The organism is uncultured Mailhella sp. (assembly GCF_963931295.1).
Classification (GTDB): Bacteria; Desulfobacterota; Desulfovibrionia; order Desulfovibrionales; family Desulfovibrionaceae; genus Mailhella.
In genome coordinates, this window is sequence record NZ_OZ007001.1 from 2,359,036 (window position 1) to 2,372,483 (window position 13,448).

The following is a 13,448-nucleotide window of genomic DNA, read 5'->3' on the forward strand; positions in this document are numbered from 1 at the left end:
CGTGCATGCCGCGCTCTTCGACGATACGACCGAAACCTTTTCCTGCACGCGCTGCGGCAAGTGCTGCGAAGGGCGCGGGGGCATTGTGGTGGGGCCGCACGATCTGCCGCGTCTGTGCGCCTATTTCGGTCTTCCGGCCGAAGAGGTGCTCGCGCGCTACACGGAAAACATCGGCGGCAAGCCCACGCTCAAATGCGGCGACGACGGCTTCTGCCTGTTCTTCGAGGCCGGAAAGGGCTGCGCCGTGCACCCGGCCCGGCCGGACGTGTGCCGCGCCTGGCCGTTTTTCCGGGGCAATCTTGTGGACAGGGTGAGTTTCGACATGGCAAAGGAAGACTGCCCCGGCATACGCCGCGAGGCCTCGCACGAGGATTTCGCCCGCGAGGGATTCCGCTATTTGAACGACTACAAGCTTCGCGCGCGGGACATCCTGCATGAGGGCCGCGCCCTCATCGTGGACGAGAGCGAACTGCCGCCTGGAGCGAGGCGCTGATATTTCCCTTTCCGCCCGGCGGAAAGGGCCGCCGAAAGGCGGTACGGATGGGGTTGCCGCGGCGTCCTGAGGGCGCGGCGACAGAGGTTGTTAATGACAATGGCGGCATCGACAGGATGATTCCGCTCTGCGTGCATGCCGCAGGCATCCACGCAGGAAGCCCGCGGGGAGGAGATTCCCCGGGCGTTCACGCGCAAAAGCGCCAGAGGATTCTGATGAATATTCTGATTTTTGGCCCCAACGGCAGCGGCAAGGGCACGCAGGGTGCTCTTCTCATGGAAAAATACGGCATTCAGCACATTGAATCCGGCGCCGTTTTCCGTCAGCACATCGGCAACGGCACGGAGCTCGGCAAGAAGGCCAAGGCCTACATCGACAAGGGCGAGCTCGTGCCCGACGACATCACCATTCCCATGGTGCTGGACATCCTCAAGAATCAGGGCGACAAGGGCTGGCTGCTCGACGGCTTCCCCCGCAACATGGAGCAGGCCCGCAAGCTTGACGAAGCCCTCAAGGCCGCCGGCATGAAGCTCGACTACGTGGTGGAAATTCTGCTGCCCCGCAAGACGGCCCGCGAACGCATCATGGGCCGCCGCCTCTGCGTGAACAACAACAATCATCCCAACAACATCTTCATCGACGCCATCAAGCCCAACGGCGACGTCTGCCGCGTGTGCGGCGGCGCGCTCAAGACCCGTCCCGACGATCAGGACGAGGCCGCCATCAACAAGCGTCACGACATCTACTACGACGAAAAGAACGGCACCCTTGCCGCGGCGCACTACTTCAAGGATCTCGCCGCCAGGGGCGAAACCACCTACATCACCCTCGACGGCAGCGGCACCATTGAGTCCATCCGCGAGGATCTGCTTTCCAAGCTGAAGTAGCGGGAAATTTCCGTCGCTTTCAGAAAGCCCCGGGGCGCATGCGTTCCGGGGCTTTATCGTGTCTTTTGCGGGCGCAAAAAAAGGCCTCTCCGACGGGCGGGGAGGCCTTTCATGTCACTCGCTTACGCGTCTACTTCATGCAGGCGGCGGGCTTGGCGGCGCTCACGCTGCTGCTGCGGCAGAAGTGCAGGAACAGCGCAAGGCAGGAAAGGGAAACGACGATGCCGATGATGGTGGACGCTTCCATGGAAAGACGGAATCCGATGGGCGCATAGCAGATGTAGGCCGTGCAGACCGTGGTCATGAACACGGCGGGAATGCTGGTGATCCAGTGCAGGCGTCCGTGCCTGGCGAGCCACACGGAGAAGGCCCAGAGGCTCACGCAGGACATGGTCTGGTTGGCCCAGCCGAAATATCTCCAGATGATGGGGAAGTCCAGCAGGGTGAGGGCCACGCCGCCGCAGAACAGCGGAACGGCGGTGAGAATGCGCTTGGTCACGTTCTTCTGATCGATGTGGAAACGGTCGGCCAGCATGCCGCGGGCGGCGCGGAAGGCGGTGTCGCCGGTGCTGATGGGCAGAAGCACCACGCCGAGAATGGCCAGCAGGCCGCCCACGGGTCCGAGCAGGGTGATGGCTATCTGCTGCACCACCACGGTGGGAGCGCCCTTGGGACCCATGGCCGCGGAAAGCGAGGCCGCGTCGGGATAGAAGGAAAGGGCGAGCGTGGCCCAGATGAGGCCGAGAACGCCTTCGGTGATCATGGCGCCGTAGAAGACGCGGCGGCCCTGCTTCTCATTGGTCATGCAGCGGGCGCGCAGGGGCGACTGCGTGGCGTGGAAGCCGGAAATGGCGCCGCAGGCGATGGTGATGAACAGAATGGGCCACACGGGAGTGTGGGCGGGGTGAACGTTGGTGAAGAAGTCCGTGTTGGGCAGAATGGTGTAGCCCTTGGCGAACAGCGCCACGATGAGACCCAGCGCCATGAAGATGAGCATGACGCCCACGATGGGATAGAAGCGGCTGACGATGCGGTCAAAGGGAATGATGGTGGCGACGAAATAGTAGGCGAAAATGATGACGCTCCACGCCAGCGTGGGGGCGGACGGGAACAGATTGGTCAGAAAATGCGGGAACAGGTTGGCCAGCAGGGCGGCAGGCGCCAGCACGAAGGTGGCTCCCACCATGACCATGAAAATGATGGTGAAGCATTCCATGAAAATTCGCGCGCCCGAGCCAAGGTTGCGGCCGATGATCTCGGGGTAGCTGATGCCGTCTTCACGGATGGAAATCATGCCGGCGATGTAGTCGTGAACCGCGCCGGCGAAAATGGAGCCGAAGACCACCCACAGCAGGGCCACGGGGCCGTACAGAGCGCCGAGAATGGTGCCGATGACGGGGCCGAGTCCGGCGATGTTGATCATCTGGCTCATGTAGAGCTTCCAGAGGGGCATGGGTTCAAAGTCCACACCGTCCCTTCTGGTCATGACGGGAGTTTTCCGGGACGCGTCGGCCCCGAACACGTGTTCCACAAAGGCGCCGTACACGACATAACCTGCGATGAGCAGCGCACAGCAGCCAAAGAAATAAAGGGTGCCAAACATAACAGATCCGGCTTTCGCCGGCCCTCCAGTGCCCTCTCCAACAGGGCGTGTCTGTTCCCCGGTCGTGTGCGGCCGGGGAAGGTGAACGTGTTCCGTTTCGGGGAAAAACGGAACCGGCAGTCGAAGGATCGGATGCGGGCGATACTTTTTCGCCTCGGAAGCGTCGAACAGGCTGTCGCAGTCTTGCCGTTCTGCCGGGCGCAGGGAGAACCGCAATTCCCTGCGGCGCGGTAGGTAATGGAAAGTGCTCCCGCCCGGGGGGATTGTCAAGCCGTCATTTTAATAAAACTTTTTTGTACCAAAAGGAGGGGGTGAAACAAAAGAGAGCTGGGGTGCGAGGCGTCGGAACAGGACGGAATCAGGGGAATTTCGTCCTTTTTTTTTCAGACGGTTCCGGAATGCGGGCTGCCGGAGCGTCTGCGGGCAAGGCGTGCGTTTCGGCGTGACTTCGGGACGGATGCCTTTGAGCGGGAACATGGAAAAAGGGAAAGCCTCGGGGGCGGAGAGGCCGGGGCAGCTGCTGCCGTGCCGGGAAAAACGTACCCCGGAATGTGGACGGGAGGCGGCTCTTTTTCGCAATACTTTTTTCCCTGCGAACATGTGAGGGGAAAATCGAGGACATGAGGGCGTACTGAATATTAGTTGATGTCGGCATCTTTTCTTTTCTCTGCGCCGGAGGAGGCAGGCTGTTGCCTGGATCGAAGCGGGCATGCGGATGGGCCGTTTTCCCGCGTGTGACAGCAGGCGGCTTGTTGGCAAATCCGGCGTTCCGGGCGAAGCGTTGGCGCAGCAAAGGCATTTGCCTGGAAATATATTCGGTGCAGTGACGACGGAGCAAGAGAGCTTTTTCCTGTTTGTCTGGCAGAGAGGTGGAAAAAATGGATTGACAGAAAACACGGCCAATGAAATTCTTTTGACGAGCCCCTTGTGCTGCAAGGGTGCGGGACGGTTCCCACGGCCGACCGTGCCTTCCGGCGCGCAGGCCGGCCGCGGACTGAAACAGTACTGGTTCAAGGAGAATATTATGAAGTTTGATCTGGTCATTCATGTGAACACCAACGATCCCAACGTGTTCAGACTGGCGTTCAGCCAGGCTGCCAACTACAAGAAGGAAGCGCTGCTCAAGCGTCATAAGATTTCCCCTCTGGACATTGCCGCCAAGGCCGGTTTCATGGCGCTGGACGAACCGGATACGTTCAAGCTCATCATGGTGGTGAACGGCCCTGCCGTGCAGCAGCTCGTGAAGGAAAACGTCGAGCTGCTGGGCAAGGCTCAGGAAGCCGTGGCCAACGGCCTGAAGATTCATGTGGGGCAGTGTGCCATGAACTCCTATCATGTGGAAAAGGACATGCTCTGGTCGTTCGTGGAAGTGGTGCCTTCCGCCACGCTGGATCTTGTGCAGCTTCAGAATTCCGGCTTCGCCTACATGAAGGTGTAACCCATCTGATTTAAAATGTTTTTTTATGGAGCGGGGCGTTTTTGCGCTGCCGCTCCTTTTTTATGCGCCGAGGCGGATTTTCGACGACAGAGCGGCCGGAAAAGAAGCGGAAAAAGTTGCCGGACGCCGTTGACATGGCAGGAAAAGAGTTCTATAGCAAAAGACAATAGGGAATTATATATTCCATTTTTTCTAACTATTAAAAATAGTTGTCATTCAACCCCGCTTTTGCCATGACGCCGACCCTCCGTTTTTCCGCCGTATTTTTCGATTTGGACGGAACGCTTGTTGATTCCGCGCCGGACATTCTTCATCTGATTCGCCAGGTGCTCATGGATGCGGGACTTGACGTGCCCTCCATGGATTTTCACCTCATCGGTCCGCCGCTCGAAGAGATTTTTGAAGCCGTTGCCCCTTCGGTGTCGCCCGAGTTCCGGGCGGAGCTGGTGCTGGCCTATCGTGCGCTCTATCGTGTGGACGACTACGCCCGCAGCCGCGTTTTTTCCGGCATTCCCGGACTGCTGCGCTCGCTCAGGGAACAGGGAGTGCCCGCTTTTGTGGCCACGAACAAACCGGAAAAGGTGACGCGGCGTCTTCTGGAGCGCAAGGGACTGCTGCCGCTGTTTACCGACGTGGCCAGCCGTGATTCCGTGGCAGGCCGCAGCCTTTCCAAGCGCGAGATGCTGGACATGCTCATGGCGCGCCACGGACTGAGCGCGTCCTCGGCCCTGATGGTGGGAGATTCCCGACTCGATATATCCGGCGGACGGGAGGCGGGAGCGCGCACTGCGGCGGCGCTGTACGGCTACGGCCGGAAGGAAGTGCTGCTGGAGGAAAAACCCGACTTCGTGGTGGAAGACGAGGGCTGGGAAAAAATGTTCGCGTGGCCGGAAATGTGTCCGGCGGGAATGCGGCCATGAAGCAGGAAAAAAGACAGGAAATCATTCTCTATGCCGTGATGCGCAGCGGCTACGTGTCCATTGACTCGCTGGCCGAGGAACTCGGCGTGTCGTCGCAGACCATCCGGCGCGATCTCGCCGTCATGGACAGGCAGGGCATGCTGGAACGTCGTCCCGGCGGTGCGAGCTACCGTACGACCATTCTGAACAGCTCCTACGAGAAGCGGCAGGTGGAAGATCTGAAGGACAAGGAGCGCATTGCCCGTGCCATTGCCGAATACATTCCCGACAACTGCTCCATCTTTCTGACGCTGGGAACCACGACGGAAGTGATTGCCAACGCGCTTTTGTGCCGCTCGGGCCTCATGATCATCACCAACAATACCGTGGCTGCACTGACCCTGAACAAAAAGTCGGACTTTGAGGTGGTGCTTACGTCGGGCTACATGCGCAAGAGCAGTCACGGTCTGGTGGGGGAGTCCACCATCGATTTTGTGAACGGCTTTCAGTGCGACTACCTCATCACCAGCACGGGCGGCATCAACGAGAGCGACGGCTGTCTGGTGGATTTTCACACCGCGGACGTGAGCGTTGCGCAGGCCATGATGCGGCACTCGGGCAAGGTGCTGCTGGCCGTGAGTCCGGACAAATTCGGGCGTCATGCCGTGATACGGTTTGCGCCCATGAAGAGCGTGGACATGCTCTTTACCTGCGAGCCCATACCGGCAAGACTGTCGGAACTGGCTGAGACATCTGGAGTTAATATTGTTACTTGTTGAATAGAACCATGCAGAATTTTTATATTTTTCTATGCATCTTATTGATTTTTTTGTATAAAAAACATGTTATGTGCTAATTTTGTACACTTGTAAACATAAGTTGCAGTAAAATATACGCTTTTCGTCTTTTATAAGGCGATATTTTTAAAAATGTGGTGCGGGCTTCGTCGTTACTTTCGACGAAGTCCTTTTTTTTCGCAGCATTTTACAGAGATGCCGAAAGAGAAAGCTGACCGGATTTAGGCGTGAAAAAATGTAAAAAATGTTACATTTGGTAAATGTCAGTGACACAAGGAATTTTTATATTTTATTGAAATTATTATATTTTATTATTTTTACCACCTGAACATAAAAAAAAGTTTGTTAAGTTGCAATCAATTTTTTTATTGTTTATTGACACAAAGTATTTTTTTTGTAATTGCTTAATTAACTTCGAAAAGTCAGAGGTGGATTTGTTTGACAACAAATAACCAGAGAGGTTTTCTATGCGTGCTTTAACTGTATTGTTACTGGCCTGCTGTTTGGTGACCGGCATATCCGCGCACGCTGAGGCTTCGGACAAGATCATCGTCCGACTCAGCCACAGCAACACCCCTTCGGACATGGATCCCTACCACACCATCGTGACCAAGCTGAAAAGCAAGGTGGAAGGCGCTCTCGGTACGGACCGCATCGAGATTCAGGAATATCCCGCCGGTCAGCTCGGCTCCGAAGACCGTGCCTTCCAGGATGTGCAGCAGGGCATCGTACAGATGGCCATTCTCGCGGTGAACAACGCCTCCGTGTTCGCACCCTCTCTCGGCGCCTTCGATCTGCCCTACATTTTCAAGAACGTGGAAGAATTCGACAAGTGCGTTGACGAAAACTGGGACGTCATCAACGAAAACATGGAAAAGGAATGCGGCAACATCGCTCTGGTGTGGCATTCTCAGGGCTTCCGCTACATCACCAACAGCAAGATGCCCATCACCACTCTGGCCGATCTTGCCAAGGTGAAGATCCGCGTGCCCAACAATCCGCAGATGATCGGCGTGTATCGCGCCTGGGGCACCGAACCCGTGCCGCTCGCCTGGGACGAAACCTTCAACGCCGTGCAGCAGCGAGTTGTCGATGGTCAAGATAATCCGCTGGTGTCCATTGCCACCAACCGCTTCTATGAAATTCAGAAGTACATCACCGAACCTCATTACAAGCTGTGGACCGGGCCGCTGGTTGTGAACGCCTCCTGGCTGCGTTCCCTTCCCAAGGACGTGCAGGACGTGCTCGTCAAGGCCGGCCATGAAGTCACCGTGGAAATGCGCGAAGAGCTCAAGAAGCAGGAAGCCATGTCTCGTCAGTTCCTGAAGGACAAGGGCATGGTCTTCTGCGGCGTGCCCACCGATGAAAGCGAATGGATGTCGCGCGCCATGGCCATCTGGCCGCAGTTCTATCCTCAGATCAAGAACATGGCCATTGTGGAAGCCTTCATGAAGACCCTCGGTCGCGAGCTTCCCCGGTAGAGATCAGCGAGTCCCGGAGGGCGGCGAGCTCTCCGGGATTTTTCGGAGGCAACTATGAAAGTGTTGAAGTGGCTCGATAAGAACTTTGAAGATGTTGTGTGCGCCATTCTTCTTGTCAGCATCGTGACTATGCTCATGGCGCAGGTGGTGGTTCGTTTCGTGTTCGGGTACGGACTGACCGTTTCCGAAGAACTGTGCCGATTCATGTTTCTGTATCTTGTGTACTTTGCCGCCAGCCTTGTGGCTCTCAAGGGCGGCCACATCCGTGTGACAGCTCACCTCCAGTACCTTTCGACCAAAGCCAAGCTTGTGCTGCTCATGGTGTCGGATCTGCTCTGGAGTGGTTTCAATATCATGGTCATCTGGGAAGGGATCAAGCTCATCGACGGCATGGCTGTCCGTCCCATGTATTCCGGCGCCATGCTCCTCGACATGCGCTATGTGTACGTTGCCGTGCCGCTGGCCTTCTGTCTGCTGACGTTCCGCATCATTCAGCGCTGGGTGCGTCATTTCCGCGGCGAAATCTCCATTCTGGACACCCAGGTCGTTGAGGAGGGCTAGCATATGACCGACCTTCTTCTGTGGATAGTCATGGCCGCATGCCTCATCGTGGGCTGCCCCATTTTCGTTTCTCTCGGCGTGGCCTCGGTGGCGGTGCTTTTCTTCAGCGACATTCCCATGAGCATCATCGCTCTGGACATGTGCAAGGTCATGGACATGTTCCCGCTGCTTGCGGTGGTGGGCTTCATCTTTGCCGGCGCGCTCATGGAAAAGGGCGGCATGGCCCGGCAGATCGTTGACATGGCGCAGATTTTCGTGGGCCGCATTCAGGGCGGCCTCGGCATCACCACCATTCTCGGCTGTCTCTTCTTCGCCGCCATGATCGGTTCCGGTCCCGGCACCGTGGCCGCCATGGGCTCCATCATGATTCCCACCATGGTGCGGCGCGGCTACTCGCCCGAATACGCGGCAGGCGTCTGCGCCACGGGCGGCACGCTCGGCATCCTCATTCCGCCGAGCAACCCCATGATCATTTACGGCATCATCGCCAGCACCTCCATTTCCAAGCTCTTCACCGCAGGCTTCGTGCCCGGCTTCCTTCTGGGCTTCTTCATGATGGTCATGGCCTACGTTCTGGCCAGACGCGCCGGCTTCCGCGGCACCATTGCCACCGACGGCGAACTCAAGTTCTGGCCGCAGCTTCGCAAGAGCTTCTTCTCCCTCATGGCGCCGGTCATCATTCTCGGCGGCATCTACGCGGGCATCTGCACTCCCGTGGAAGCCTCGGTCATCGCCATCTTCTACTCCCTGTTCGTCGGCCTGTTCATCACCCGCGAGCTGAAGCTTGCCGAAATCTGGGACGCCATCAAGATGACCAACGCCTCGGCGGGCAGCATCATCATCGTGCTCGGCGTGTCCACGCTGTTCGGCCGCATCCTCACCATGCAGCGCATTCCGCATCTGCTCGCGAACTGGATGATCACCCTCACCGACAATCCCTACGTCATTCTCATCCTCATCGGCCTGCTGCTGCTCTTCCTCGGCATGTTCATGGAAACGCTGGCCACCATCGTCATTCTGGCGCCCATCTTCCTGCCGCTCGTACTGCGCGTGGGCATCGATCCCGTGTTCTTCGGCATCTTCTGGGTCGTCACCAACGAAGTCGCGCTGCTTTCGCCGCCTCTCGGGGTAAACCTGTTCATTGCACAAAAATTGTCGGGAATCACGTTCGAGCGTGTGGCCAAAGGCGCGTTCCCGTACATGCTGCTCATCATTGCCTTCATCATTCTGCTCATCATCTTCCAAGACATTCCGCTCATCCTTCCCCGTCTGCTGGGAATGTAATTCATGCGTCTTCCTCGGGTCTGCGGCCCTTGTCGTCGGGGTCTGCCGGTTGCCTTCCGGCGGACCGCCGCAGGGGACTTTTGTCCTCAAAAAACTGAACCATCATGTATAACGGTGCCATTTTGCATCATTTTCAATTCCGGAGTTGTCGGACATGGTAGAGAAAAAGTTTGATTTGATCTGCATTGGTCGATCCTGTGTGGATATGTACAGCGGCGAGTTCGGCGTGCCGCTGGAGAGAGCCATGACTTTCTCCAAGTCCGTGGGGGGCAGCCCCATGAACATCGCCATAGGCACGTCCCGTCTGGGCCTGAAGGTGGGCGCCATCACGGGAGTGGGCAAGGAAGGCAACGGCGACTACATCAAGTGGCAGCTTTCCTGCGAAGGCGTGGACATCAGCCACATCAAGACCGATCCGGCCAGACTCACGGCCATGGTGCTGCTCAGCATCCGCGGCAAGGACGACTTTCCCCTCATCCAGTACCGGGAAAACTGCGCCGACATGGGACTCAGACCGGAAGACATTGACCCCGACTACCTGGCGCAGGCCAAAGCCGTGCTTGTGACCGGCATTCATCTTTCGCAGGAAGGCGTGCGCGCCGCCACCATGAAGATTCTGGAAACGGCCAAGTCGCTGGGACTGCGCTGCATTCTGGACATTGACTTCCGCCCCAACCTCTGGGGACTGCAGGGCCACGACGCCGGTTCCAGCCGCTGGGCCCAGGCCTCGGAGCGCGTGACCAACGAATACCGCAAGGTGCTGCCGTACTTTGACCTCATCGTGGGCACGGAAGAGGAATATTTCATTGCTAGCGGCAAGACGGAACCCATCGCCGCCCTGCGCGAAGTGCGCCGCATGACAAAAGCCGTGCTCATCCACAAGCTCGGCGATCGCGGATGCGCCGCGCTTGACGGCGACATTCCCGACAGCTTCACCGACGACGTGGTGCAGCCGGGCTTCCCCGTCAAGGTGTTCAATTCCATCGGCGCGGGCGACGGTTTCATGTCGGGCTTCCTTCGCGGCTGGCTGCGCGGCGAGGATCTTCCCACCTGCTGCCGCTACGCCAACGCCGCGGGCGCGTTTGCGGTTTCCCGCCTGGGCTGCTCTTCGGCCTATCCGAGCTGGACGGAAATGCAGTACTTCCTGGAGCACGGCAGCAAGGAAAAATGGCTGCGTCACGACGCCATGCTGGAACAGATTCACTGGTCCACGAACCGGCGCGTCAAATGGCACGATCTGGCCGTGCTGGCCTTTGATCATCGTCTGGTGTTCCGCCAGCTTGCGGACGAATACGGACGTTCCGACAAGGACATTTCCGCCTTCAAGCAGCTTATCTACAAGGCGGCGCTGGAAGTGGCCGGCGATTCCGTGTCTTCGGGCAATCAGATAGGCATTCTTGCCGACGACACCTACGGTCTGGACGTGCTTTTGGAGAGCAATCACCATCCCGTGTGGGTGGGGCGCTGCATTGAGCAGACCAACGTTTCCCCGCTGGCATTCGAGGGGCTGCCCGACGTGGGTTCCACGCTTCAGAGCTGGCCGGAAAACCATGTGGTGAAATGCCTGTTCCGTCCGCATGCCTCTGATGCGCAGGCCGTGCGGGAAGAGAACGAAAAGCAGCTTCGCCGTCTCTTTTCTGCTTCCCGCGGCACGGGACACGAACTGCTTCTGGAACTCATTCCTGAAGGCGGCGACAGGGACACTGATCTGCTGGCCTGGATGGAGCAGTGCTATGTCATGGGCGTGTATCCCGACTACTGGAAGATTCTGCCTCCGGAACGGGAAGAGACCTGGGCGCGTATGGAAGAGCTCATCATGCGTCACGATCCCTACTGCCGCGGCATACTCATTCTCGGCAACGACGCCTCGGAACAGGAGCTGCGTCAGGCCTTTGCCCATATTCCCCACGACGAGCGCGTGCTGGGCTTTGCCATCGGGCGCAGCATCTTCCGCGCGCCTGCGCAGCGCTGGTTTGCCGACGAGATCGGCGACGACGAAGCCGTGCAGGCCATGAAGGAAGCGTTCAGCCGTCTGATAGAGAGCTGGAATCACCGATAAGACCATAAAGACCGGGAGGGGGCGACCCCTCCCTGCACGACATTCTGTCCGCTGAGAAGGGAGCGGAAAGGAGTGATCATGAAAGCATGCGTCCTGTATGCGGCTAAGGATCTGCGCGTGGAGGAGCGTCCCGTGCCGGAACCCGGCGAGGGCATGGTCCGCCTGAAGATGGGCGGCGTGGGCATATGCGGCAGCGATCTTCACTACTATCACATCGGCCGCGTGGGCGACGCCGTGGTGAAGGAGCCCATGGTGCTGGGGCACGAGATATGCGGCGTGGTGGACAAGGTCGGCCCGGGGGTGACAGGGCTGAGGCCCGGCGACCGGGTCATCGTGAATCCCACGGACGAATGCGGCGAGTGCGAATACTGCCGTTCCGGTCGCAGGAATCTCTGCCCGTCTCTGCGCTACTACGGGTCAGCGGCGCGCATGCCCCACGTGCAGGGCGTGATGATGGAATATCCGCTGGTGCAGGCCAGGCAGTGCGTGGTCGTGGGAGGCGACATGCCCTTTGAGCTCGGCGCGTGCGTTGAGCCTCTGGCCATTGCTCTGCATGCGCTTTCCCGGGCGGGCAACGTGCTCGGAAAGGACGTGTTCATCAGCGGCGCGGGGCCCGTGGGCTGCCTCATTGCGGCTGTGGCCCGGCTGAACGGTGCGTCGAGCGTCTCCATCAGCGACATGGAGGATTTCCCGCTGGAAGTGGCGCGCCGCCTCGGAGCCGATTACACAGTGAAGGCGACCGATGCAGAAGGCATGCGGTCGCTGCGGGGCCGCTGCGGCGTGTGCTTCGAGGCGTCCGGCTCTCGCGGCGGCATGCAGTCCTGCCTGGAAGCGGTGGGCACGGGCGGATGCGTTGTCCACGTGGGTTTTCAGCTCGACAACGAAGTTCCCTATCCCATCAACGCATTGGTCATACGCCGGGAAGTGACGATCAAGGGCTCGCTGCGGGCCTATCAGGAATTTCCTCTGGCCGCGCGTCTTGTGGAAAGCGGCCGTCTGGACATCCGTCCGCTGGTCACCGCCGTGTTTCCGCTGGAAAAGGCGGAAGAGGCCATATTAACCGCGTCCGACAAGACCCGCTCCATGAAGGTGGTGCTTGTTGCTTCGGGAGAAAAGTCATGAAGATAAGCATTTCCGTAGCCGCAACGCCTTCGCCCATGCCGCAGATCATGTTCAGCGGCGGTCTGGAACACGATTTGCCCATGCTGGCGGAAATGGGGTTCGACGGCGTGGATCTTTTCTTTCCCGACCCTCGCGCCGTGGACGCCGTCAAGGTGCGCCGTCTGCTGGACGAAAACGGTCTGAAGGCCGCCATGCTGGCTTCACAGGGAGATCTCATGGCGGACGGACTGTATCTCAACGTGCCTGAGCGTCTGCCTGAGCTTCTGGAGCGCTCCTTGTATCATCTGGAGCAGTGTGCGGTGCTGAACACCATGCCCAACGTGGGATTTCTGCGCGGCAGGCACGACGCGCGCCCGGACAGCTTCCGTCACATGGCCGACGGGCTTGCCCGCTACTGCGAGCTTGCGGCGGGCATGGGCGTGAACGTGCTGCTTGAGCCCATCTGCCGCTATGAAATCGATTCCGTGCTCACCACGGCGCAGGCGCTGGAGCTGTGGAAGGCGGCGGGGGAACCCGCCAACCTCACGCTGCTGCTCGACCTCTTCCACATGAACATGGAGGAGGCTTCGCTGTGCGGAGCCGTGAGCGCGGCTGCCGGACGCATAGGGCACGTGCATTTTGTGGAGAACACGCGCGCCGTGCCCGGGCTGGGGTGTCAGGCACTCGGCGACGTGGTGGACTGCCTGACGCGCGCAGGCTACGAGGGCTTTCTCGGACTGGAGGCCGTACCCGGCCCCGATCCCGAACAGGAAGCCCGCGCCGGACTCGCCTATACCCGGGCGCTGCTTTACGGACACGGCGGACGCTGAAGCGTTGCCGAAGCT

General features: G+C 59.0%; 14 protein-coding genes. 11 read left to right on the forward strand and 3 right to left on the reverse strand.

The window, feature by feature from the left end:
• Position 1 precedes the first annotated feature (1 nt).
• Both ABGT79_RS09870 and ABGT79_RS09875 read left to right on the forward strand, forming a co-directional pair.
• Positions 2-493, forward strand: coding sequence for a YkgJ family cysteine cluster protein (locus tag ABGT79_RS09870; RefSeq protein WP_346666666.1), 492 nt, complete (start codon positions 2-4; stop codon positions 491-493).
• A 215-nt stretch (positions 494-708) separates the two neighbouring features.
• Positions 709-1,380, forward strand: coding sequence for an adenylate kinase (locus ABGT79_RS09875; RefSeq protein WP_294486535.1), 672 nt, complete (start codon positions 709-711; stop codon positions 1,378-1,380).
• Positions 1,381-1,510: 130 nt separating this feature from the next.
• On the opposite strand, the gene ABGT79_RS09880 is transcribed toward ABGT79_RS09875, so the two are convergent.
• Positions 1,511-2,983, reverse strand: coding sequence for a carbon starvation CstA family protein (locus tag ABGT79_RS09880; protein WP_346666027.1), 1,473 nt, complete (start codon positions 2,981-2,983; stop codon positions 1,511-1,513).
• Between the two features lie 358 nt (positions 2,984-3,341).
• Positions 3,342-4,031, reverse strand: coding sequence for a hypothetical protein (locus ABGT79_RS09885; RefSeq protein WP_346666028.1), 690 nt, complete (start codon positions 4,029-4,031; stop codon positions 3,342-3,344).
• Here ABGT79_RS09885 and ABGT79_RS09890 point away from each other — a divergent pair.
• The 6 genes from ABGT79_RS09890 (at position 4,008) to ABGT79_RS09915 (ending at position 9,443) form a co-directional block, all read left to right on the forward strand.
• Positions 4,008-4,421 carry a DsrE family protein gene (locus tag ABGT79_RS09890; RefSeq protein ID WP_294486528.1) on the forward strand — a complete coding sequence of 138 codons (414 nt, stop codon included), beginning with the start codon at positions 4,008-4,010 and terminating at the stop codon, positions 4,419-4,421. The genes ABGT79_RS09885 and ABGT79_RS09890 overlap by 24 nt on opposite strands.
• 233 nt (positions 4,422-4,654) lie before the next feature.
• Positions 4,655-5,341, forward strand: a complete 687-nt coding sequence (locus ABGT79_RS09895; protein ID WP_346666029.1) for an HAD hydrolase-like protein — start codon at positions 4,655-4,657, stop codon at positions 5,339-5,341.
• A complete protein-coding gene (locus ABGT79_RS09900; protein WP_346666030.1) occupies positions 5,338-6,099 on the forward strand; it encodes a DeoR/GlpR family DNA-binding transcription regulator in 762 nt (253 codons plus the stop codon). Before ABGT79_RS09895 ends, ABGT79_RS09900 begins: the two co-directional genes overlap by 4 nt.
• Before the next feature lie 485 nt (positions 6,100-6,584).
• Positions 6,585-7,598 (forward strand): TRAP transporter substrate-binding protein, encoded by a 1,014-nt coding sequence (locus ABGT79_RS09905; protein WP_346666031.1) that lies wholly within the window; start codon positions 6,585-6,587, stop codon positions 7,596-7,598.
• Positions 7,599-7,652: 54 nt separating this feature from the next.
• A complete protein-coding gene (locus tag ABGT79_RS09910) occupies positions 7,653-8,159 on the forward strand; it encodes a TRAP transporter small permease (RefSeq protein WP_346666032.1) in 507 nt (168 codons plus the stop codon).
• Between the two features lie 3 nt (positions 8,160-8,162).
• A complete protein-coding gene (locus tag ABGT79_RS09915) occupies positions 8,163-9,443 on the forward strand; it encodes a TRAP transporter large permease (RefSeq protein WP_346666033.1) in 1,281 nt (426 codons plus the stop codon).
• Between the two features lie 102 nt (positions 9,444-9,545).
• Here the strand turns inward: ABGT79_RS09915 and ABGT79_RS09920 are convergent, their stop codons facing one another.
• Positions 9,546-9,689, reverse strand: a complete 144-nt coding sequence (locus ABGT79_RS09920) for a hypothetical protein (protein WP_346666679.1) — start codon at positions 9,687-9,689, stop codon at positions 9,546-9,548.
• Between ABGT79_RS09920 and iolC the strand changes: the two genes are divergently transcribed.
• The 3 genes from iolC to ABGT79_RS09935 all read left to right on the forward strand — a co-directional run bounded on the left by iolC (position 9,649) and on the right by ABGT79_RS09935 (position 13,433).
• Complete coding sequence (gene iolC / locus ABGT79_RS09925; protein WP_346666667.1) at positions 9,649-11,502, forward strand: 5-dehydro-2-deoxygluconokinase; 1,854 nt, start codon at positions 9,649-9,651, stop codon at positions 11,500-11,502. The two genes, ABGT79_RS09920 and iolC, sit on opposite strands and share 41 nt — an antisense overlap.
• 78 nt (positions 11,503-11,580) lie before the next feature.
• The gene (locus tag ABGT79_RS09930; RefSeq protein WP_346666034.1) at positions 11,581-12,624 is read left to right on the forward strand and encodes an L-idonate 5-dehydrogenase; all 1,044 of its coding nucleotides are present in this window, start codon (positions 11,581-11,583) and stop codon (positions 12,622-12,624) included.
• Positions 12,621-13,433: a sugar phosphate isomerase/epimerase family protein gene (locus ABGT79_RS09935; RefSeq protein ID WP_346666035.1), complete on the forward strand. Its 813-nt coding sequence runs from the start codon at positions 12,621-12,623 to the stop codon at positions 13,431-13,433. The genes ABGT79_RS09930 and ABGT79_RS09935 overlap by 4 nt, the downstream gene beginning before the upstream one ends.
• Positions 13,434-13,448: the final 15 nt, after the last annotated feature.